Here is a 20,188-nt window from a genome sequence, read left to right as displayed (position 1 = left end):
CCGCCGGCACTGTTCACGTACACCGCACACGCTTACCCTTGATCGCCATGGCATCCACATCAGCCGGTAATCGCAGGACGCGTGTTCATGTGGTCAGTGATGTGCACGGCAACGCCCGCGACCTGGCCGCGGCCGGCGAGGGTGCCGATGCCCTGATCTGCCTGGGCGACCTGGTCCTCTTCCTCGACTACGCCGACCATTCGCGCGGGATCTTCCCCGAACTGTTCGGCGCGGAGAACGCCGACCGCATCGTCGAGCTGCGCACCGCACGCCGCTACGAGGAGGCACGGGCGTTCGGTGCCCGGCTGTGGAGCGGTGTCGGCCCGGACCGGGCCGCCGTGATCGAGCAGGCGGTGCGCAAGCAGTACGCCGAGATGTTCGCCGCCTTCCCCACACCGACGTACGCCACCTACGGCAACGTCGACGTGCCGCCCCTGTGGCCGGAGTACGCCGGGCCGGGTACCACCGTGCTCGACGGCGAGCGCGTGGAGATCGGCGGAAGGACCTTCGGCTTCGTCGGCGGCGGCCTCAAGTCCCCCATGCGCACCCCGTACGAGATCAGCGACGAGGAGTACGCGGCGAAGATCGAGGCCGTCGGCGAGGTGGACGTGCTGTGCACCCACATCCCGCCGGAGGTTCCCGAGCTGGTCTACGACACGGTCGCGCGCCGCTTCGAACGCGGCAGCCGGGCCCTGCTGGACGCGATCCGCCGCACCCGCCCCCGGTACGCGCTGTTCGGCCATGTCCACCAGCCGCTGGTCCGGCGGATGCGGATCGGCGCCACGGAGTGCGTGAACGTAGGTCACTTCGCCGGGACCGGAAAGCCGTGGGCGCTGGAATGGTGACCACCTCCCGACCACGGCCCGTGCTACGGGTATGCGGGTGAAGTCGGCTGGTCGGACGCGCGGTAGCCTTCACGCTGCACCCACGTGCGCATCACGACATGAGTACCGGCCCGCATCTGGAGGAGCCACAGCGATGGCGGAACACACCAGCTCGAGCATCACGATCGAGGCGGCACCGGCCGACGTCATGGCGGTGATCGCCGACTTCGCCCGCTATCCGGACTGGACCGGCGAGGTGAAGGAGGCGGAGGTCCTGGCGGCGGACGCCGAGGGCCGCGCCGAGCAGGTCAGGCTCGTCATGGACGCCGGAGCGATCAAGGACGACCAGGTGCTCGCATACACCTGGACCGGTCGCAGCGAGGTCTCCTGGACCCTGGTCAAGTCCCAGATGCTGCGTTCGCTCGACGGCTCGTACCTCCTGAAGCCGGCCGGAGCGGCCGCGACCGAGGTCACGTACCAGCTGACCGTGGACGTCAAGATCCCGATGCTGGGCATGATCAAGCGTAAGGCCGAGAAGGTCATCATCGACCGGGCGCTGGCAGGGCTGAAGAAGCGCGTGGAGTCGGGGGAGAAGTAGAGGCGGCCGAGCAGCCTCCGGGGACGGTCCGGCAGCCCATCAGGCACAGGTACCGTTCAGGCCCATGCGCACCATCCTGATCACCGGCCCCGGCGGCAGCGGACGTACCACCCTCGCGGCCGCCACCGCGCTCGCCGCGGCACGCGAAGGGGCCCGCACCCTGGTCCTCAGCGCCGACCGCACCGACATCCTCGGCGCGGCCCTCGGTGCGAAGACGGGCTCGACGCCGACTCGGATCGCTCCGCATCTCACCGCCTGGCGTCCCGACGCCGCCGCCGGTTTCCGGGACGACCTCGCAGCGTTCCAGGAACGCGCGGCCAATGTCCTGGACCTCCTTGGCGCCTCCCGCCTGGACGCCGAGGAGGTCACCCCCCTCCCCGGCGCCGAGGAGCTCACGCTGCTGCGCGCCCTGCGCGACGCCGCCCTCGCCGAGGCGCACGACCTGCTCGTCGTCGATCTCCCGCCCGCTCCGCAGGCCCTCGCCCTGCTCGCCCTCCCCGAGGAACTGCGCCGCTATCTGCGCCGGCTGCTCCCGCCCGAGCGGCAGGCGGCCCGTGCGCTGCGCCCCATCCTGGGACGGCTGGCCGGTGTCCCCATGCCGTCGGAGTGGCTGTACGAGACCGCCGCCCGCTGGGACATGGAGCTGGCCGCCGTCGAGGCCGTACTCGCCGACCGCGGCACTGTCGTACGGCTGGTCGCCGACCCCGGCCCGGCCGGCGCCGACACAGTCCGCGACGTCACTCTCGGCCTCGCCCTGCGCGGGCTGCGCCCCGATGTCCTGATCGCCAACCGGGTGCTGCCGGAGCGGGCCGCGGACGGCTGGCCGGCCGGACCCGTCGCCCAGCAGCGCAAGGTCCTCGACGCGTGGCGGGAGGCGTATGACGTCCGGACCGTCGCCCATCTCGGCCACGACCCCCGCGGCACCGACGACCTCGCCGCGCTCCACGTACCCGCGGTCAACGACACGACCTCCACCGTCGAGTGGCCCGTCGTCGACCGGCTCGCCGACGACGGCGTGCTGGTCTGGCGGCTGCCCCTGCCCGGCGCCATACGCGACGACCTGGACCTCATCCGGCGCGGCGACGAACTCGTCGTCGCGGCAGGCCAGTTCCGCCGTATCCTCCCCCTCCCGTCCGTCCTGCGCCGCTGTACCGTCGACGGGGCGGCGCTGCGCGAGGGCGAGCTGCGGATCCGGTTCGCGCCCGACCCGCAGCTGTGGCCGCAGACCCGGTGAAGCACGTGCGCCCGTTCGGGTAACGTCGTAGAGACGAACCGTAATCAGGAGGTCGTCATGAGCGAAGAGCTCCCTCCGTCCGACGCGTCGGGGTCACCCCGTTCGAGCGAAGCCGAGAGTGGGGGCGAGCACGAGGCGATCGACGAGGCGCGGGCGACCGACGCCGACGCCTGGTCGACAGCGTGCGCCGAGGACCTCGCGGCGGAGAAGGCCCGCCGCCGCGCGGAGTACGGCCCGCCGCAGAGCTCGGCCGCCGAGGAACTGCGCAGGCTCGTCGACGCCGTCACGGACAAGCTGTCGACGATCCAGTCCCCGCTGCTCGGCGCGGTCGCCGGACCCGCCGCCCAGCAGGTGGTGAAACAGGTCGTCCAGCAGGCCAGGGCCGCGGTCGAACCCGTCATCGAACGCAACCCGGACGTCTTCGACCACCTCGCCGCCGCGGGCACCGAACTGCTGGCCGCCTACCGCTCCGCGGTCCAGGCCCAGGAACAGCGCTGGACGACCCGCACGACGGACCTGCACAAGGACCTGGACGAGCACCGGGACGGCGACGAGGGCACCGGACCCGGGCAACGCATCGACCTGGACTGAGAGTCCCCCGAGGCCCTGCCGTCGGAGTCCCGCCCGCCTGTCCTCCAGGCGGACGACGGGACTCCGACGGCAGGGCCTCGGGTACGGTTGGCCGTAGCGGGGCTACACCGAAACTGAGGGATTCATGGGACTCACCATCGGCGTCGACATCGGCGGTACCAAGATCGCGGCCGGTGTGGTCGACGAGGAAGGCAACATCCTCTCGACCCACCAGGTGCCGACCCCGGGCACGCCCGAGGCGATCGTGGACGCCATCGCCTCCGCCGTGGAGGGCGCACGCGCCGGTCACGAGATCGTCGGCGTCGGCATCGGCGCGGCCGGCTACGTGAACCGGCAGCGCTCCACCGTGTACTTCGCGCCGAACATCGACTGGCGCCAGGAGCCGCTGAAGCAGGCGGTCGAGACCCGCGTGAGCCTCCCCGTCGTGGTGGAGAACGACGCCAACGCGGCCGCCTGGGGCGAGTACAAGTTCGGCGCGGGCAAGGGCCACCGCAACGTCATCTGCATCACGCTCGGCACCGGCCTGGGCGGCGGCATCATCATCGGCAACAAACTGCGCCGCGGCCACTTCGGCGTCGCCGCCGAGTTCGGCCACATCCGCATGGTTCCGGACGGACTGCTGTGCGGCTGTGGCTCGCAGGGCTGCTGGGAGCAGTACGCCTCCGGACGCGCCCTCGTGAGATACGCCAAACAGCGCGCCAACGCCACCCCCGAGAACGCCGAGATCCTGCTCGGCCTCGGCGACGGCAGCCCCGAGGGCATCGAGGGCAAGCACATCTCCATGGCCGCCCGCCAGGGCGACCCGGTCGCCGTCGACTCCTACCGCGAGCTCGCCCGCTGGGCCGGCGCCGGCCTCGCCGACCTCGCCTCGCTCTTCGACCCGTCCGCCTTCATCGTCGGCGGCGGCCTCTCCGACGAGGGCGAGCTGGTCCTGGACCCGATCCGCAACTCCTACAAGCGCTGGCTGGTCGGCGGCAACTGGCGCCCGGTCGCGGATGTCATCGCGGCTCGGCTGGGCAACAAGGCGGGCCTGGTGGGCGCGGCGGACCTGGCTCGGGAACCCGACCCCATCATGTGACGCACGCAGCCTTCGCCAGGTGCGGTCAGTGCACGTGCTCCAGGGGCGCGGGGCTGTATGAACACGCGGCTTCGCCGTGTGGGCGCGACAAGCCACAAGGAACCGGCGGTCGCCCATATACCTCGCGCCCCGCGCTCCAAGGCGTAGATTGATCCACATGGAGCCGCTGCCCAACTCCCGCACCGAACCGGACGGTTCCGCCGTCATCCGGGTCCTCAGCTACAACATCCGCTCCATGCGGGACGACACGGACGCCCTGGCCCGCGTCATCACCGCCTGCGGCCCCGACCTGGTCCTCCTCCAGGAAGCCCCGCTCTTCTTCCGTTGGCGCAAGAAACTCGCACGGCTGGCGGCCGCCTCCGGCCAGGTGATCCTCACCGGAGGCGCCACAGCCGCCGGCCCGGCCGTCCTGTGCACCCTTCGTGCGACGGTCGAACGCACCGAGGACGTCCTCCTGCCGCTCACCCCCGGCCAGTTCCGCCGCGGTTTCGCCACTGCGGTGCTCCGCTTCGGCGCCACCCGCCTCGGCGTTCTCAGCTGCCACCTCTCGCTGCAGAAGGACGAGCGCTACGAGCAGAGCGGCATGCTCCTGGACCGCCTCGCCGGCCTGGGCGTCGATCACGCGATCGCGGGCGGCGACCTCAACGACCGCCCCACCGGCCGCACCTTCCGCCGTCTCGCCGACGGCCTTCAGGACTGCCGGGCCACCGCCCCCTGGGGCGGCGAGTTCACCTTCACGCCGGTCACACCCTTCCAGCGCATCGACGCGATCTTCGCCACCAAGGGCATCGAGGTGCTCGGCTGCGGCGTCCCCCTCGGTCACCCCGGAGTGACGGAGACAGATCTGAGGGCGGCCACGGACCACCTTCCGGTCCTGGCCGCCCTCAGGATCCCGGCCGGCTAGACGACGGCTCCGCGCCCCGGATCGTCGTCGTCCTCGTCATCCGTCCGCATCCGCATCACCAGTGCGGCGAATCCGCCCAGGAAGCCGCCGATGCCGAGCGTGGCGAGCCACCAGGTCATGTCCCATCCGAGCAGCACCGCCAGCAGGAGCAGGATCGGACCGCCGATCACTCCCAGCCAGGCGAACTTCGCGGTCGCGTCCGCGGCGGGCAGCGGCGGCGGCTCCGGCGGTACGAAGTGGCCCTCGTCGTCCTCGTCGAAGTCGTCCTCGGACGGCGCCGCGGCCGGGTAGTCGCGCGGACCGACGCCGGGCGCGAAGGAGACCGAGCCGCCCAGGGGGCCGGCGGGCTTGTCCTGCTTCGGCGCGTCGTCCGCGGAGTCGTTGCTCTCCGGCTCGAGCAGCGCCAGGTCCTCGACCGACTTGAAGGGCTTGGCGCCCGGCGGGTCCGTCGGCTCGTCGCCATACCCGGCGACGATCGCGGCCCACGCGGCGTCCTCGTCGAAGGGGACGCCCTGCTCCTCCGGCTCGAGATCCTCGCGGTCCGAGTCGTGCTCAGCCACCTGCGGCCGTCCCTTCCTTGCCGACACTGGGTGCGAGCCGGCCGATGAACGCGAGGCTCTCCTCGAAAATCCGGTCCGCGTCGTGGTCCAACGTCGCGACGTGGTAGCTCTGTTCCAGCAGGACCTCTGTCACGTCCCGTGACGACACCCGGCCGAGGATCCGCGCCGAGTCGGCCGGCGGCACGACATGGTCCTGCGGGCTGCGCAGGACCAGGAGCGGCTGCGTGACCTGCGGCAGCTCGCGGTCGACCAGCCGGAAGAAGTTCCGCAGCGAATGGGCCGCGTGCAGCGGCACCCGGTCGTACCCCAGCTCGGCGCCGCCCTCCCTGGCGATGTCGCTGGCGATCCCCTTCGTCGTCCGTACGAGATGGCGGGCCACCGGAAGGGCGTACGGGGAGAAGCCGTGCATGCGGTTCGCCGGGTTGACGACCACCACCCCGCGGACCCCCTCGCCGTGCTTGGCCGCCAGGCGCAGCGCCAGGGTGCCCCCCATCGACAGGCCGGCCACGAACACCTCGCCGCAGCGCTCGCGCAGGGACCGCAGCTCGCGGTCCACCTCCGCGTACCAGTCCTGCCAGCCGGTGAGCTGCATGTCCTCCCAGCGCGTGCCGTGCCCGGGCAGCAGCGGCAGCGAGACCGTGAGGCCGCGCTCGGCGAGATGCTCCGCCCAGGGGCGCAGCGACTGGGGGGAACCGGTGAAGCCGTGGCAGAGGAGGACGCCTGTGGCTCCGCCCTCATGGCGGTACGGCTCGGCTCCAGGAAGGACCGGCACCTTCGGTCTCCTGTTCATGGAAGAGGGGTCATGGAAGGGGTCGCGGAAAAGGGGGTCGGGGGAGGGGGCAAGGAAGGAACGGGCACACAGTGGGTGGAGCGCCTGCAGAACCTTCACCGTACGCGACCGCACTGACACCGACCAGGGCCGTCGGCGCCTTTGACAGTGCTCCGGGTTAAGGTCTGATCGACGGAAACGGGAGGCACTCGGTTGTTGTACGGCACGATGAAGGTTGCCATCGGGGGACCGCTGAAGGTCGCCTTCAGGCCCTGGGTGGAAGGGCTCGAGAACATTCCGGCGGAAGGCGCCGCCATCCTGGCGAGCAATCATCTCTCCTTCTCCGACTCGTTCTTCCTGCCCGCGGTCCTCGACCGCAAGGTCACCTTCATCGCGAAGGCGGAGTACTTCACCACGCCCGGTGTGAAGGGCCGCCTCACGGCCGCGTTCTTCAAAGGTGTCGGCCAACTCCCCGTGGACCGCTCCGGCGCGCGCGGCGCGGGTGAGGCCGCCGTCAAGAGCGGCATAGACGTCCTGGAGCGCGGTGAGCTGTTCGGCATCTACCCCGAGGGCACGCGCTCGCCCGACGGCCGTCTCTACCGGGGCAAGCCCGGCGGCCTCGCGCGCGTGGCGCTCGCCAGCGGCGCGCCGGTCGTCCCGGTCGCGATGATCGACACGGAGAAGATCCAGCCGCCGGGCAAGGTGATGCCCAAGCTGATGCGCCCCGGCATCCGCATCGGCAAGGCCCTCGACTTCAGCCGCTACCAGGGCATGGAGCACGATCGCTTCGTCCTGCGCGCGGTCACCGACGAGGTCATGTACGAGATCATGAAGCTTTCCGGCCAGGAGTACGTCGACATCTACGCGACCGCGGCCAAGCGGCGGATCGCCGATGCCGCGAAGGCGGAGAAGGAACAGGCTAAGAAGGAGAAGTCCGGGGCCTAGGCTCCTGGTTGTGGGGGTGGCGGAAATGGCCAGGCGCGAGCAGGTCATGCGGATGTCGGTCGAGCAGCCGCTGTGGCGTGCGCTGACCGCGTACCGGGTGCTGACGATGCTGTACGCGGTGGGCCTGTTCGCCACCGCCTACGACGAGTACGACCGTGCGGGCATCGCCATCGTCTACTACGTCGTCCTGTTCGTCTGGACGCTCGCCACCCTGCCCCGCGTCCAGAGCGCGGTCGCCTGCACCAAGCGCTTCCTCGCCGTCGACCTCGCCATCGCGCTCACCGGCATCCTCCTCACCCCGATCGCCGCCGACGACGCGCACATCCACAGCGGCGGCCCCACCCTGCCGTCGATATGGACGGCAGGCTCGGTTCTCGCGTACGCCATCAAGGGCGGCTGGCGCTGGGCCGCGTTCGCCTCCACGCCGGTCGCCGCCGCCAACCTGATCGAGCGCGGCGCCCCGGCCCGCGACACCGTCCACAACGTGATCCTGGTCTGGGTCGCCTCCATCGCCATCGGCTACGTCGTCGAGGTCGCCCGCGCCTCCGAGCGCACCCTCGCCCGGGCCCTGGAGATCGAGGCCGCGACGAGGGAGCGGGAGCGGCTGGCCCGGGACATCCACGACGGCGTGCTGCAGGTGCTGGCCATGGTGCAGCGGCGCGGTGCCGTCATCGGCGGGGAGGCGGGCGAGCTGGGCCGGATGGCCGGCGAGCAGGAGGTCGCGCTGCGCACACTGGTCTCCGGCGGGCTGGTCCCCGTCTCCCGGGCGTCGGAGGACGCCGCCGAGGGCGCGGTCGTACGGGCCGTGGAGGAGCCGTCCTACGACCGGGACGGTCCCGTGGACCTGCGCGTGTTCCTCGCTCGGTACGCCGCTGCGAAGGTCAGCTTCGCCGAGCCCGGCGCCCCCGTGCTGCTGACGATGCCCGCCGCGAAGGAGCTGGCCGCGGCCGTCGGCGCCGCCCTGGACAACGTACGAAAGCACGCCGGCGAGCACGCGCGCGCGTGGATCCTCGTCGAGGACGAGCCCGACGAGGTCGTGGTGACCGTACGGGACGACGGACCCGGCATCCCGGAGGGGCGGCTCGCCCAGGCCGAGGGTGAGGGACGGCTCGGCGTCGCCCTGTCCATCCGGGGCAGGCTGCGCGAACTCGGCGGCAGCGCCGAACTGATCTCGGTGCCCGGGCAGGGCACGGAGGTCGAACTGAAAGTACCGAAGGACGCGAAGGACCCACGGGGTAAGAAGGCGGAGCGGCGATGACGGTTTCCACCGACGGGCAGCGGGACCCGATCAGGGTCATGGTGGTCGACGACCATCCGATGTGGCGCGACGCCGTCGCCCGCGACCTGGCCGAGTCCGGCTTCGACGTGGTCGCCACCGCCGGCGACGGCGACCAGGCCGTGCGCCGCGCCAAGGCCGCCGCCCCCGACGTCCTGGTCCTCGACCTGAACCTGCCGGCCAAGCCCGGCGTCCAGGTCTGCAAGGAACTCGTCGGCCACAACCCGGCGTTGCGGGTCCTCGTGCTGTCCGCGAGCGGCGAGCACGCCGACGTCCTGGAGGCCGTGAAGTCCGGCGCGACCGGCTATCTGCTGAAGTCGGCGTCGACCGAGGAACTCCTGGACGCGGTGCGCCGTACGGCCGTCGGGGACCCGGTGTTCACACCGGGCCTGGCCGGACTGGTCCTCGGCGAGTACCGCCGTCTCGCCTCCGAGCCCGGGCCCGCCGCCGACACCGGCGAATCCAAGGTCCCGCAGCTCACCGACCGCGAGACGGAGGTGCTGCGCCTGGTCGCCAAGGGCCTGAGCTACAAGCAGATCGCCGAACGCCTCGTCATCTCCCACCGCACGGTGCAGAACCACGTCCAGAACACTCTCGGCAAGCTCCAGCTGCACAACAGAGTCGAACTCGTGCGTTACGCGATAGAGCGCGGACTTGACGACGAGTAAACCGCGCGCCCGACAGTTCACCGGAATTGCCCTTCACGCCCATCCCTGTGTGACCTGGATCACCATTAGCGTGGCCCTCACAGGCAACCGCGGCGAAGGGACATTTCCATGCGGGTCGGAGTACTGACCGGAGGCGGCGACTGCCCCGGGCTCAACGCCGTCATCCGGGGCATCGTCCGCAAGGGCGTGCAGGAGTACGGCTACGACTTCGTCGGCTACCGGGACGGCTGGCGCGGACCGCTGGAGGGCGACACCGTCCGCCTCGACATCCCCGCGGTGCGCGGCATCCTGCCCCGCGGCGGCACCATCCTCGGCTCCTCGCGCACGAATCCGCTGAAGCAGGAGAACGGCATCCGCCGGATCAAGGAGAACCTCGCCAAGCAGGAGGTCGACGCGCTCATCGCGATCGGCGGCGAGGACACCCTGGGCGTCGCGGCGCGCCTCACCGACGAGTACGGCGTGCCCGTCGTCGGCGTGCCCAAGACCATCGACAACGACCTGTCCGCCACCGACTACACCTTCGGCTTCGACACCGCGGTCGGCATCGCGACGGAGGCCATCGACCGCCTGCACACCACCGCCGAGTCCCATATGCGGGTCCTGGTCTGCGAGGTGATGGGCCGTCACGCCGGCTGGATCGCACTTCACTCCGGCCTCGCGGGCGGCGCCAACGTCATCCTCATCCCCGAGCAGCGCTTCGACGTCGACCAGGTGTGCTCCTGGGTCACCTCCCGCTTCAAGGCGTCGTACGCACCGATCGTGGTCGTCGCGGAGGGCGCCATGCCGAAGGACGGCGACGTGGTCCTCAAGGACGGGTCGCTGGACTCCTTCGGACACGTCCGTCTGTCGGGAGTCGGTGAATGGCTGGCCAAGGAGATCGAGAAGCGCACCGGCAAGGAGGCCCGTACCACCGTCCTCGGCCACATCCAGCGCGGCGGTACCCCCAGCGCGTTCGACCGCTGGCTCGCCACCCGCTTCGGCCTGCACGCCATCGACGCCGTCCGTGACGGTGACTTCGGGAAGATGGTCGCCCTGCAAGGCACCGACATCGTCCGGGTCCCGATCGCGGAGGCCACGGCCAAACTGAAGACGGTGGACCCGAAGCTGTACGAGGAGGTCGGGGTCTTCTTCGGCTGACGGCAGGCCGAGGCGGAGGTCCGGGGGCGCCGGCCCCCGGACGGCCGCGCGGCCGGCTACACGGTCGTGTTCCGCAGCCGGCCGACCAACTCCCGCACCACGGCGGCGCCGTTGAGCGTGAGGATCGACTCCGGGTGGAACTGCACTCCGGCGAATCCCGGGCCGCGCAGCGCGTGCACTTCGTACGACGGGCTCCGGCTGACCTCGACGCCGTGCGCGGCCAGTTCCCCCGCGGTCTCGTCGTCGCAGCGCGCCACGAAGCTGTTGTAGAAGCCGACGGTCTCGCGCCGCCCGAACAGGCCGACCGTCGTCTGCGCGCCCTGGTAGGGCACTTCCTTCCGTACGATCTCCAGCCCCAGCTCGGCCGCGATCAGCTCGTGTCCGAGGCAGACGCCGAGGACGCCGTGCCGGTGGTCCTGGATCACCGCGGCGGTCAGCTCCCGCAGGAACCGCATCCTGGGATCGTCCAGGTCCGAGGGGTCACCGGGGCCGGGGCCCAGCACGAGTGGCCCCTCATGCGCGAGCACGGCGTCCCGCAGACCGGGCTCGTCGTGGCGCCGGACGGTCACCTCCAGACCGCTGGAGCGCAGCACATGCGCGAGCATCGCCGTGAAGGTGTCCTCCGCGTCGACGACCAGGGCGTGCCCGGTGAGCTGAGCGGACTGCTCCTGCATCCGCAGCCAGAAGGGGGCCAGCGAGGCCCGGCGCCCGTCGAGCGCGGCACGCACGCGTGGATCGTCGGCGAGCCGTGCGCGCGTGTGCTCCTCACGCGGCCGTGACGGGCGTACGCCCAGGGCCGCCAGCACACCCGCCGCCTTCGCGTGCGTCTCCGCGACCTCGCTCGCCGGGTCCGATCCCCGTACGAGGGTCGCGCCGACCGGCACCCGCAGCCGCCCGTCCGCGTCGATGTCCGCGGTACGGATGAGGATGGGGGAGTCGAGCGTCTGCGCGCCCCCGGAGTCCCGGCCCAGCAGGGCCAGCGCGCCCGCGTAGTAGCCGCGCCCACCGACCTCGTGCCGCTCGATGACCCGGCAGGCGTTCTGCACGGGCGACCCGGTGACGGTCGCCGCGAACATCGTCTCCTTCAGCACCTCACGCGCGTCCAGTGAGGACTTCCCGCGCAGCTCGTACTCGGTGTGCGCGAGATGGGCCATCTCCTTCAGGCGAGGGCCGACCACGATCCCGCCCATGTCTCCGACGGTGCACATCATCTTGAGCTCCTCGTCGACGACCATCGACAGCTCCTCGATCTCCTTGCCGTCGGCGAGGAAGTCGAGCAGGTGTTCGGGTGTCGGGCCCTCGGCGGGATACCGGTACGTCCCGCTGATCGGGTTCATGACGACCGTGCCGCCGGACATCCGGACGTGCACCTCGGGACTGGCGCCGACCAGCGTGCGGTCCCCGGTGTGCACGACGAACGTCCAGTACGCGCCCCGCTCGCCCTCCAGCAGCCGCCGGAAGAGCGCGAGGGCGTCGGCCCTGGAGAATCCCGGGATCCCGCCCTCGTACGTCCGCCGGATCACGAAGTTCGCGCCCTCGCCCCGCCCGATCTCCTCCCGCAGCACCCGCCCGACGATCTCGCCGTACTCCTCGTCGCCGACGTCGAAGCCGCCGCCCTCCACCCGCACGTCGTGCGTCGGGAGCTGCGCGAGAGCGTCGGCGAGCGGGATCTCGTACGACTCCTCGGGGGTGAGGAACGTCAGCGGGGTGCCGTCGTCGCGGACGTCGAAGCCGCGCTCGCGGATCTGACGGAAGGGGACCAGGGCGAGGCCCTCGTCAGGGAGGTCGGCGAGGCGGTCGTAGGCGGCGACCGGGCCGAGGAGCAGCTCGACCGTCGCGCTTTCCTCGATGGCATGGCCCGGCGCGCGGCGGCGCAGCAGGGCGAACGGCCGGGGGTCGTGCGGCAGGTCCAGCAGGTTCATGGGTCCGGGTTCCTTCTCGGTCTCGTCGTCGGCGGGGAGGACGGAGAGGAACGACCCGGAAAACACCGAAGGCCGCCCCTCGGGCGGCCTTCGCGAAGTTTTGCGTACGCGCAGTCAGTGGGCCGCCGGATGAGCGGTCCACCACCAGGTCTGGGTCGAATGCGCGAACATGCGACGCACCCTACCGCACCGCCCGGCCGTCCGGACGGTGATCGCCCCGTCTCACCAGTCGAGCCGGGAGATAACCAGTCGACACGACCCCGTAATGTTTACGGGGTGACCGTGAACGCAACGACCAGCGCGAGCGCTGGCAACACCTGGCGAAACCTGCCCGCGGCGCAGCAGCCCGAGTACCCCGACACCGAGGCTCTGCGCGCAGTGATCGCGGACCTCGAGTCGTATCCGCCGCTCGTCTTCGCGGGCGAGTGCGACCAGCTGCGCGCCCGGATGGCGGCCGTCGCCAAGGGAGAGGCGTTCCTCCTCCAGGGCGGCGACTGCGCCGAGGCCTTCGACGCGGTGTCCGCCGACCAGATCCGCAACAAGCTCAAGACCCTGCTCCAGATGGGCGCCGTGCTGACGTACGCCGCCTCGGTGCCGGTCGTGAAGATCGGCCGGATCGCCGGCCAGTACTCCAAGCCGCGCTCCAAGCCGACCGAGACCCGCGACGGCGTGACCCTGCCGACCTACCGCGGCGACTCGGTCAACGGCTTCGACTTCACCGAGAGCGCCCGCATCCCGGACCCCGAGCGCCTGAAGCGGATGTACAACGCCTCCGCCTCCACGCTCAACCTGGTGCGCGCCTTCACCACCGGCGGTTACGCCGACCTGCGCCAGGTGCACGCCTGGAACCAGGACTTCGTGAAGTCGTCCCCGTCCGGTCAGCGCTACGAGCAGCTGGCCCGCGAGATCGACAACGCGTTGAACTTCATGCGGGCCTGCGGCACGGACCCGGAAGAGTTCAAGACCGTCGAGTTCTACTCCTCGCACGAGGCGCTGCTGCTGGACTACGAGTCGGCGCTGACCAGGGTCGACTCGCGTACCGGGCAGCTGTACGACGTCTCGGCGCACATGGTGTGGATCGGTGAGCGCACCCGTCAGCTGGACGGCGCGCACATCGAGTTCGCCTCGAAGATCCGCAACCCGATCGGCATCAAGCTCGGCCCGACGACCACGGCCGAGGAGGCGCTGCAGTACATCGAGCGCCTCGACCCCGACCGTGAGCCCGGCCGGCTGACCTTCATCGTCCGCATGGGCGCCGACAAGGTCCGCGACAAGCTGCCCGAGCTGGTCGAGAAGGTCAGCGCGTCCGGCGCGACCGTCGCCTGGATCACCGACCCGATGCACGGCAACACCTACGAGGCGGCCTCCGGTCACAAGACCCGCCGCTTCGACGACGTGCTCGACGAGGTCAAGGGCTTCTTCGAGGTCCACAAGGGCCTCGGCACCCACCCGGGCGGCATCCACGTCGAGCTCACCGGTGACGACGTGACCGAGTGCGTGGGCGGCGGCGACGAGATCTTCGTCGACGACCTGCACCAGCGCTACGAGACGGCCTGCGACCCGCGTCTGAACCGCAGCCAGTCGCTGGACCTGGCCTTCCTCGTGGCGGAGATGTACAGGGACCAGTAGGGACCAGTGACGGGGGCACCCGTTACAGGACGTGAATGGGGCGCGGATCACATACGATCCGCGCCCCGCCCCACTTTTGCGGCTCCTGAACGCCGGGTAAGGTTAGGTTAGCCTCACCGATCAATGGGGGCGGCGAGACTGGTCAATCCCGGCGGGAGGTGGAACCGCGTGTACGTCTGCAGTTGCTTCGGCATCACCGAGCAGCAGGTCAAGAAGCATGCCGAGGACGGTGCCGGCACCCCCCGCCGGCTGGCGTCCGCCTGCAAGGCGGGCACGGACTGCGGTTCGTGCGTCCGGCGGATCCAGGCACTCCTGGGCCGGGGCGAGTGCCCCCGCCGTGAGTTCGCCGCAGAACAGGGCAAGCCGGTCCTGACCGGTCTGGACGAGGCCGCCTAGCTCTCCGGCTGCTCGATCAGCTGCGCGATGTAGAGCGCCTCGCCGAGCTTCTCGACCAGTTCCAGCTGGGTGTCGAGGTAGTCGATGTGGTGCTCCTCGTCCGCGAGGATCGACTCGAAGATGTTCGCGGACGTGATGTCGCCCTTGGCGCGCATCACCTCGATACCGCGCTTGAGCCGGTCGATCGCCTCGACCTCGACCTGCCGGTCGGCCTCGAACATCTCCTTGACGGTCTGCCCCACGCGCACATGGAACAGCCGCTGGTAGTTCGGCAGCCCCTCCAGGAAGAGGATGCGGTCGGTGAGCACCTCCGCGTGCTTCATCTCGTCGAACGACTCGTGCCGCGTGTACTTCGCGAGCTTCGTCCAGCCGAAGTTCTCCTGCATCTTCGCGTGCAGGAAGTACTGGTTGATCGCGGTCAGCTCGCCGGTGAGCTGCTCGTTGAGGAATTCGATGACCTCGGGGTCGCCCTGCATCGCAGAGGCTCCTTCCAAGCGGGGGGACTGGCAGTTTGCGCCGCATGATTGCACCGGCAACAAAGATCGTCCAGTAAGTCTTCACTTAGTAAGTAAGTGCATGCTTAGTCGTAGTTGCCCACATTTGATGGGGCAGGTCAAGCGCACTGTCACGGGTCTGTCAGGATGGAGTCATGGGTCAGCCGGCGGAGCGTGAATCGGGAGAACGCGATTCAGGAGGAGCAGCACAGGCCGGGCTTCCGCCGGGGCAGCGCCTGCAACGCGGCTGGCCGGTCACGCACTACGGGCCCGTCCCCAAGTTCCGCCCGGAGCGCTGGGAGTTCAGGGTCTTCGGCGCGACCGCGGACGGCGAGAAGCACTGCTGGACCCACGAGGAGTTCGCGGCCCTGCCGTACACCACGGTCGTGGCCGACCTGCACTGCGTCACGAAGTTCAGCATGCTCGGCGCCGAATGGGGCGGCATTCCCGCCGCTGCGATTCTTGAGATCGCGCCGCCCGCGCCCGCGGTCACCCATGTCATGGTGTGGGCCGAGTACGGCTTCAGTTCGAACCTCCGCCTGGCGGACTTCGCTTCCGGGCGGACCATCTTCGCCACCCACAAGGACGGCGAGCTGCTGACGGCGGAGCATGGCTTCCCGCTGCGCCTCGTCGTGCCCCATCTGTACGCCTGGAAGGGCCCGAAGTGGGTGCGCGGCGTGGAGTACATGACCGCCGACCGCCGCGGCTTCTGGGAGGAGCGCGGCTACCACAACGTCGGCGACCCCTGGAAGGAACAGCGCTACTCCTACCAGGAGGAGCTCGGGGACGGCCCCGAGCTCTGACTCCCGGCGGGCGTCGTCAGTGGTGGTAGCCGTGCACCACCGCGTGGCCCTTCCCACGGCCGATCATCCACTTGTTGACGGGCGTCGTCACGACGAAGGCGATCGCCAGGGAGATCGCGAGGGAAGCCCAGAACAGCAGGTCGGCCAGCTGGGCGTCCATCGCGTCCGGCCACAGCACGATCACGCCGTTGTCGATCAGCTCCATCACGGCGATGGACAGGGTGTCCGCGGCGAGCGCCACCCGGAAGGCCGTACGGAAACCGACGCCGGCCCGCAGCACCCCGCGCAGCGTCAGTGAGTAGCCGAAGAAGAACGCGAGCACGATCGCCACAACCGTCGTCGCGACGTTGCCCCAGCCGAGCGCCGTGCCGACGACCATGCCGAGCACCTCGCCGATGGCGCAGCCGGTCAGGCAGTGGAGGGTCGCCTGGGCGGCCATGCCCCAGGTGGCGGCGGCCGGGTGATGGTGGTGTGCGTGTTCCAGATGTGCCTGATGTGCCTCGTGCCGCATGGCGCTGCCCCCAATGTCAGGTGACGGTTCCCGCATGGAGCAGAACCCTTATACCCCCCAGGGGTATTCCCTGATGTTGCGGGAATTCCTCAACACCTGAAGAAACGCCTAGGAATCGCGCAGTTTCTTCAGGCGCTCCACGTCCGCGGCATGCCCTTCCTTGCCGCCGGGCGTCTCGATGACCAGCGGTACGCCCTCGGTCGAGGGGTGGGTCATCAGTGCCCGGAACGGGTCCTCGCCGATGTGACCGGCGCCGATGTTCTCGTGCCGGTCCTTGTGCGCGCCGACCACGTCCTTGGAGTCGTTGGCATGGATCAGCTTCAGCCGGCCCTCGCCCACGGTGTGCACCAGCAGGTCCAGGGTCTGGTGCATGCCGCTGGGGCCGGTCAGATCGTGGCCGGCCGCGTAGATGTGGCACGTGTCCAGGCAGACGCCGAGCTTCGGATGGGCGTCCAGCGCCTCGAAGTACGGGCCGAAGTCCCAGGTCCGCGAGCAGAGCGAGGCGCCCTGCCCGGCGGTCGACTCCAGGAGCAGGAACGGGTCGTCGTCGTGGGTGAGCTCGTCGAGCAGCGGCAGCATGTGCTCCCGCACCTGCTTCAGGGCTACGGAGCGGTCCCGGCCGCCGGTCGCGCTGCCCGTGTGCACGACCACCCCGAGCGCCCCGATCTCCCGCCCGCGCCGCAGCGAGTGCCGCAGCGACTCCACGGACTTCTCGACGGTCGCCTCGGTGTGCGAACCGAAGTTGATCAGGTACGGAGCATGCACGTACGCCGGGATCGACTCGGCCTCGCACGCCGCGCGGAACTCCTCGTCCTGTCGCGGATTGCCGGCGGGTGTGGCCCAGCCGCGCGGGTTGGCGACGAAGACCTGCACCGTCTCGGCCTTCAGGTCATGGGCGTACGACAGGCCGACGGAGTGGAGACCGCCGGCCACGGGAACATGGCCGCCGACGGGGTTGCGGGACTGCTGACTCTTCACCCGTTCAGGGTGTCACGCAGCCTGACGTGCTCCGTCACCGGATCTTGATGGTGATCGTCGACCCCTTGGGCGCCTTGTCCCCGCCCTCCACGGACTGGCTCTTGACGGTGTCGCCGAACAGTCCGAGCAGACCGCGGTCCTCGTCGACCTTGAAGCCGGCGTCTTTCAGGGCCTTGTTCGCGTCGTGGACGTTGTCACCGGTGACGTCCGGGACCTCGATCATCTCGGGGCCCTTGGACAGGGTCAGCGTCACCGTGTCGCCCTCGGCGGCCTGGGTGTCGCCCCGGGGTGTCTGCGCGGCGACCTGCCCCTGGTCGTACTCGGAGTTGACCCGCTCGGGGGCGACCTTCACCGTCAGGCCCGCGTCCTCCAGGTCCGCCTTCGCGTCCTGAAGGTCCTCACCGGTGACGTCCGGCACGTCCACCGGGCTGCCCTTGCTGACGACCAGCGCGATCGCGGAGCCCGCGTGCCGCTTCGTGCCCGCCTCCGGGTCCGTGGAGATCACGGAGCCCCTGGGGATGTCGTCGCTGAACTCGCGGGTGACCATGCCGGGATCGAGGCTGTGCTGCTTCAGCTGTGCTCTCGCCTCGGCCAGCGTCCGGCTCTCCAGGTCGGGCACCTGCACGGTCTCCGGGCCGTCGGAGAGGGTGAGCGTCACGGACGCGTTGTCGCGGACGCGGGTGCCGGGCACGGGGTCGGAGCTGATGACCGTGCCCCGCTTCACCGTGTCGCTGTAGGCGTGCTTGACCCGGCCGAGGTCCAGCCCGGCGTCGTCCAGCTGCTTCCGCGCCTCCACCTGGGTCTTCGCCAGCACCGGCGGGACCTTGGTGAACTGGCCGGAGTTGATGTACCAGACACCCGCGCCGACCCCGAGGATCAGCAGCACCGCGACGACGATCGCGAGCGGACCGCGCCTGCCGCGGCGGCGCCTGGGCAGCGGTGGGGGAGTCTCCAGCACGCTGGTGTGGTGCAGCGCCTGCCGGTCGTCGTCCTCGTTCACCGGCAGCGGGCGCTGCACCGTCAGCCCGCGCGGGATCACGCTCGTACGGTCCGCGGAGATGTCCCGGTGGTCCGAGACGAGCGCCTGCGGGGGCATCGCGTCCAGCTGGTCCACGCTGAGCGTGGCGCGCACCTCGCGCGCCTGCGCGAGCAGCGCCACCGCGTCCTGCGGACGGATGTCGGGAGTGCGGGCGGTGGCCGACGCGACCAGCCCGTCCAGTTCGTACGCCAGCCCCGGCACCGCGGCCGACGGCGGCGGGACGTCCTCGTGGATGTGCTTGTAGAGGACGGTGGCCGCGGAGTCCCCGTAGTGCGGCCGGTCGCCTGTGAGCATCTCGTACAGGACGACACCGCACGCGTACACGTCGACCCGGGGGTCGGCGGTGCCGTGCTCGATCTGCTCCGGCGCGAGGTAGGAGATGGTGCCGAGGATGGTCCCGGTGGTGTTGGTGACCGTGTCCACGGAGCGGACGAGGCCGAAGTCGGCGACCTTGACCCGGCCGTCATCTCCTATCAGCACGTTCTCCGGCTTCATGTCCCGGTGCACGAAACCGGCGCGGTGCGCGGCACCGAGCGCGGCCAGCACCGGCTCCAGGATGTCCAGAGCGGCGCGCGGCTGCAGCGCCCCGCGCTCGCGCAGCACGTCCCGCAGGGTGCACCCGGCGACATACTCCATGGCGAGATAGACGTACGACCCGTCGGTGCCCTGGTCGAAGACCTGCACGACGTTCGGATGGGCCAGCCGGGCGACGGACTTCGCCTCCCGGATGAACCGGTCGACGAAGGTGCCGTCGGCGGCGAGCGAGGGGTGCATCACCTTGAGCGCGAGCACCCGGTCGAGGCGGGTGTCCAGGGCCCGGTAGACCGTGGCCATCCCGCCGACCGCGATCCGCGCCTCCACGCGATAGCGCCCGTCGAGCACCTGCCCGACCAGAGGGTCCTGAAGGGTCGTATCCACGCAGGTGAGTGTACGAGCCGTGACTGACAGGGCCGTCGATTCCTGCGGGATCGGGGCGTGACTGCAGCCGAGCTGTGACGGACATCGCAGCGAGTTCCGGCCAGTGTCGAACGTCCGTTCAGAAAGCGGGCCGCTCCGGGTCCAGTCGTGCCAGGCCCTCCGCGGGGGACGACGCCGCCGCGAAATGCCGCCGCGGAATCCGCCCCGCGAGCCGGGCCAGCCGCCCCGCCTCCACTGCGTGCTTCATCGCCTCGGCCATCAGCTGCGGCTCCTGCGCCCGCGTCACCGCTGAGGCGAGCATCACACCCGCGCACCCCAGCTCCATCGCGAGTGCCGCGTCCGACGCCGTACCGGCGCCCGCGTCCAGAATCACCGGCACGCGGGCGTGCTCGGTGATCAACTGGAAGTTGTGCGGGTTGCGGATGCCGAGCCCGGAGCCGATCGGCGAGCCGAGAGGCATGATCGCCGCACAGCCCACGTCCTCCAGCTTCCGGGCGAGGACGGGATCGTCGTTCGTGTACGGCAGCACCGTGAAGCCCTCGTCGACGAGGGTCTCGGCGGCGTCCAGCAGTTCGATCGGGTCGGGCAGGAGGGTGCGCTCATCGGCGATGACCTCAAGTTTGACCAGTTCGGTGCCGAGCGCCTCGCGCGCGAGGCGGGCGGTGAGGACGGCCTCGCCGGCGGTGAAGCAGCCCGCCGTGTTCGGCAGCACCTGGATGCCGAGCCTGTCCAGGACGGACAGCACCGAACCGTGCACCGAGGGGTCCACGCGCCGCATCGCCACCGTCGTCAGCTCCGTGCCGGACGCGACCAGCGCCCGCTCCAGCACGTCGAGGCTGGGAGCACCGCCGGTGCCCATGATCAGGCGGGACGTGAAGGACGTACCGCCGATGACAAGGGGATCGTCGGCCATG

The 20,188-nt window shown here is 70.5% G+C and carries 22 protein-coding genes; 13 read left to right on the top strand and 9 right to left on the bottom strand.

All coding sequences use genetic code 11. The features are described 5' to 3' along the window. The first annotated feature begins 89 nt into the window (after positions 1-89). The 6 genes from OOK07_RS11240 to OOK07_RS11215 all read left to right on the top strand — a co-directional run bounded on the left by OOK07_RS11240 (position 90) and on the right by OOK07_RS11215 (position 5,229). Positions 90-845 (top strand): metallophosphoesterase family protein, encoded by a 756-nt coding sequence (locus OOK07_RS11240; protein WP_266683470.1) that lies wholly within the window; start codon positions 90-92, stop codon positions 843-845. Positions 846-978: 133 nt separating this feature from the next. Continuing rightward, on the top strand, positions 979-1,422 hold the full coding sequence (locus OOK07_RS11235; protein ID WP_266679317.1) for an SRPBCC family protein: 444 nt from the start codon (positions 979-981) through the stop codon (positions 1,420-1,422). Positions 1,423-1,486: 64 nt separating this feature from the next. Beyond that, positions 1,487-2,656, top strand: coding sequence for an ArsA family ATPase (locus tag OOK07_RS11230; RefSeq protein ID WP_266679315.1), 1,170 nt, complete (start codon positions 1,487-1,489; stop codon positions 2,654-2,656). 57 nt (positions 2,657-2,713) lie between these two features. Beyond that, positions 2,714-3,247 (top strand): DUF5304 domain-containing protein, encoded by a 534-nt coding sequence (locus OOK07_RS11225; protein ID WP_266796183.1) that lies wholly within the window; start codon positions 2,714-2,716, stop codon positions 3,245-3,247. Between the two features lie 124 nt (positions 3,248-3,371). After that, entirely contained in the window at positions 3,372-4,325 is a 954-nt protein-coding gene (locus OOK07_RS11220) for an ROK family glucokinase (RefSeq protein ID WP_266679311.1), read from the top strand. 157 nt (positions 4,326-4,482) lie between these two features. Then, the gene (locus OOK07_RS11215) at positions 4,483-5,229 is read left to right on the top strand and encodes an endonuclease/exonuclease/phosphatase family protein (protein WP_266679309.1); all 747 of its coding nucleotides are present in this window, start codon (positions 4,483-4,485) and stop codon (positions 5,227-5,229) included. Here the strand turns inward: OOK07_RS11215 and OOK07_RS11210 are convergent. Beyond that, positions 5,226-5,789, bottom strand: coding sequence for a hypothetical protein (locus OOK07_RS11210; RefSeq protein ID WP_266679307.1), 564 nt, complete (start codon positions 5,787-5,789; stop codon positions 5,226-5,228). The two genes, OOK07_RS11215 and OOK07_RS11210, sit on opposite strands and share 4 nt — an antisense overlap. Continuing rightward, positions 5,782-6,561 carry an alpha/beta hydrolase gene (locus OOK07_RS11205; RefSeq protein ID WP_266679305.1) on the bottom strand — a complete coding sequence of 260 codons (780 nt, stop codon included), beginning with the start codon at positions 6,559-6,561 and terminating at the stop codon, positions 5,782-5,784. Before OOK07_RS11205 ends, OOK07_RS11210 begins: the two co-directional genes overlap by 8 nt. 225 nt (positions 6,562-6,786) lie before the next feature. On the opposite strand from OOK07_RS11205, the gene OOK07_RS11200 reads away from it, so the two are divergent. From OOK07_RS11200 to OOK07_RS11185, 4 genes are all read left to right on the top strand, one after another. After that, entirely contained in the window at positions 6,787-7,503 is a 717-nt protein-coding gene (locus tag OOK07_RS11200; protein ID WP_266796180.1) for a lysophospholipid acyltransferase family protein, read from the top strand. Positions 7,504-7,528: 25 nt separating this feature from the next. Beyond that, complete coding sequence (gene macS, locus OOK07_RS11195) at positions 7,529-8,761, top strand: MacS family sensor histidine kinase (protein WP_266796179.1); 1,233 nt, start codon at positions 7,529-7,531, stop codon at positions 8,759-8,761. Then, positions 8,758-9,447, top strand: a complete 690-nt coding sequence (locus OOK07_RS11190; protein ID WP_266679299.1) for a response regulator — start codon at positions 8,758-8,760, stop codon at positions 9,445-9,447. The genes macS and OOK07_RS11190 overlap by 4 nt, the downstream gene beginning before the upstream one ends. Positions 9,448-9,555: 108 nt before the next feature. Then, on the top strand, positions 9,556-10,584 hold the full coding sequence (locus tag OOK07_RS11185) for a 6-phosphofructokinase (RefSeq protein WP_266679297.1): 1,029 nt from the start codon (positions 9,556-9,558) through the stop codon (positions 10,582-10,584). Between the two features lie 56 nt (positions 10,585-10,640). Here the strand turns inward: OOK07_RS11185 and OOK07_RS11180 are convergent, their stop codons facing one another. Both OOK07_RS11180 and OOK07_RS43415 read right to left on the bottom strand, forming a co-directional pair. Continuing rightward, positions 10,641-12,506, bottom strand: coding sequence for an anthranilate synthase family protein (locus tag OOK07_RS11180; protein ID WP_266796177.1), 1,866 nt, complete (start codon positions 12,504-12,506; stop codon positions 10,641-10,643). A 114-nt stretch (positions 12,507-12,620) separates the two neighbouring features. Continuing rightward, on the bottom strand, positions 12,621-12,677 hold the full coding sequence (locus tag OOK07_RS43415; RefSeq protein ID WP_073723848.1) for a trp operon leader peptide: 57 nt from the start codon (positions 12,675-12,677) through the stop codon (positions 12,621-12,623). 105 nt (positions 12,678-12,782) lie between these two features. Between OOK07_RS43415 and OOK07_RS11175 the strand changes: the two genes are divergently transcribed. Continuing rightward, entirely contained in the window at positions 12,783-14,135 is a 1,353-nt protein-coding gene (locus OOK07_RS11175) for a class II 3-deoxy-7-phosphoheptulonate synthase (protein ID WP_266679293.1), read from the top strand. Positions 14,136-14,258: 123 nt separating this feature from the next. Next, on the top strand, positions 14,259-14,531 hold the full coding sequence (locus tag OOK07_RS11170) for a (2Fe-2S)-binding protein (RefSeq protein ID WP_266796175.1): 273 nt from the start codon (positions 14,259-14,261) through the stop codon (positions 14,529-14,531). On the opposite strand, the gene bfr is transcribed toward OOK07_RS11170, so the two are convergent. Beyond that, the gene (bfr, locus tag OOK07_RS11165; RefSeq protein WP_031044530.1) at positions 14,528-15,007 is read right to left on the bottom strand and encodes a bacterioferritin; all 480 of its coding nucleotides are present in this window, start codon (positions 15,005-15,007) and stop codon (positions 14,528-14,530) included. The two genes, OOK07_RS11170 and bfr, sit on opposite strands and share 4 nt — an antisense overlap. Positions 15,008-15,180: 173 nt before the next feature. On the opposite strand from bfr, the gene OOK07_RS11160 reads away from it, so the two are divergent. After that, positions 15,181-15,828 carry a sulfite oxidase-like oxidoreductase gene (locus OOK07_RS11160; protein ID WP_266679288.1) on the top strand — a complete coding sequence of 216 codons (648 nt, stop codon included), beginning with the start codon at positions 15,181-15,183 and terminating at the stop codon, positions 15,826-15,828. Between the two features lie 16 nt (positions 15,829-15,844). On the opposite strand, the gene OOK07_RS11155 is transcribed toward OOK07_RS11160, so the two are convergent. From OOK07_RS11155 to OOK07_RS11140, 4 genes are all read right to left on the bottom strand, one after another. Beyond that, positions 15,845-16,339, bottom strand: a complete 495-nt coding sequence (locus OOK07_RS11155; RefSeq protein WP_266796173.1) for a DUF4396 domain-containing protein — start codon at positions 16,337-16,339, stop codon at positions 15,845-15,847. Between the two features lie 108 nt (positions 16,340-16,447). Further along, the gene (locus OOK07_RS11150) at positions 16,448-17,317 is read right to left on the bottom strand and encodes a deoxyribonuclease IV (RefSeq protein WP_266796171.1); all 870 of its coding nucleotides are present in this window, start codon (positions 17,315-17,317) and stop codon (positions 16,448-16,450) included. A 34-nt stretch (positions 17,318-17,351) separates the two neighbouring features. Next, the gene (pknB, locus tag OOK07_RS11145; RefSeq protein WP_266796170.1) at positions 17,352-19,274 is read right to left on the bottom strand and encodes a Stk1 family PASTA domain-containing Ser/Thr kinase; all 1,923 of its coding nucleotides are present in this window, start codon (positions 19,272-19,274) and stop codon (positions 17,352-17,354) included. A 118-nt stretch (positions 19,275-19,392) separates the two neighbouring features. Then, on the bottom strand, positions 19,393-20,187 hold the full coding sequence (locus OOK07_RS11140; RefSeq protein ID WP_266796169.1) for a thiazole synthase: 795 nt from the start codon (positions 20,185-20,187) through the stop codon (positions 19,393-19,395). Position 20,188 lies beyond the last annotated feature (1 nt).

The organism is Streptomyces sp. NBC_00078 (assembly GCF_026343335.1).
GTDB lineage: Bacteria > Actinomycetota > Actinomycetes > Streptomycetales > Streptomycetaceae > Streptomyces.
Note: the sequence above shows the minus strand (reverse complement) of the source record. Positions and strands in the feature narration are given on the sequence as shown.

What these genes read in the sequence shown, in the direction of transcription:
- OOK07_RS11170 (WP_266796175.1), top strand. Translation starts at nt 14,259, where the DNA reads ATGGGGGCGGCGAGACTGGTCAATCCCGGCGGGAGGTGGAACCGCGTG.
- OOK07_RS11200 (WP_266796180.1), top strand. Translation starts at nt 6,787, where the DNA reads ATGAAGGTTGCCATCGGGGGACCGCTGAAGGTCGCCTTCAGGCCCTGG.
- bfr (WP_031044530.1), bottom strand. Translation starts at nt 15,007, where the DNA reads ATGCAGGGCGACCCCGAGGTCATCGAATTCCTCAACGAGCAGCTCACC.
- OOK07_RS11230 (WP_266679315.1), top strand. Translation starts at nt 1,487, where the DNA reads ATGCGCACCATCCTGATCACCGGCCCCGGCGGCAGCGGACGTACCACC.
- OOK07_RS11155 (WP_266796173.1), bottom strand. Translation starts at nt 16,339, where the DNA reads ATGCGGCACGAGGCACATCAGGCACATCTGGAACACGCACACCACCAT.
- OOK07_RS11160 (WP_266679288.1), top strand. Translation starts at nt 15,181, where the DNA reads ATGGGTCAGCCGGCGGAGCGTGAATCGGGAGAACGCGATTCAGGAGGA.
- OOK07_RS11140 (WP_266796169.1), bottom strand. Translation starts at nt 20,187, where the DNA reads ATGGCCGACGATCCCCTTGTCATCGGCGGTACGTCCTTCACGTCCCGC.
- OOK07_RS11185 (WP_266679297.1), top strand. Translation starts at nt 9,556, where the DNA reads ATGCGGGTCGGAGTACTGACCGGAGGCGGCGACTGCCCCGGGCTCAAC.
- OOK07_RS11190 (WP_266679299.1), top strand. Translation starts at nt 8,758, where the DNA reads ATGACGGTTTCCACCGACGGGCAGCGGGACCCGATCAGGGTCATGGTG.
- OOK07_RS11235 (WP_266679317.1), top strand. Translation starts at nt 979, where the DNA reads ATGGCGGAACACACCAGCTCGAGCATCACGATCGAGGCGGCACCGGCC.
- macS (WP_266796179.1), top strand. Translation starts at nt 7,529, where the DNA reads ATGGCCAGGCGCGAGCAGGTCATGCGGATGTCGGTCGAGCAGCCGCTG.
- OOK07_RS11225 (WP_266796183.1), top strand. Translation starts at nt 2,714, where the DNA reads ATGAGCGAAGAGCTCCCTCCGTCCGACGCGTCGGGGTCACCCCGTTCG.
- OOK07_RS11180 (WP_266796177.1), bottom strand. Translation starts at nt 12,506, where the DNA reads ATGAACCTGCTGGACCTGCCGCACGACCCCCGGCCGTTCGCCCTGCTG.
- OOK07_RS11220 (WP_266679311.1), top strand. Translation starts at nt 3,372, where the DNA reads ATGGGACTCACCATCGGCGTCGACATCGGCGGTACCAAGATCGCGGCC.
- OOK07_RS11215 (WP_266679309.1), top strand. Translation starts at nt 4,483, where the DNA reads ATGGAGCCGCTGCCCAACTCCCGCACCGAACCGGACGGTTCCGCCGTC.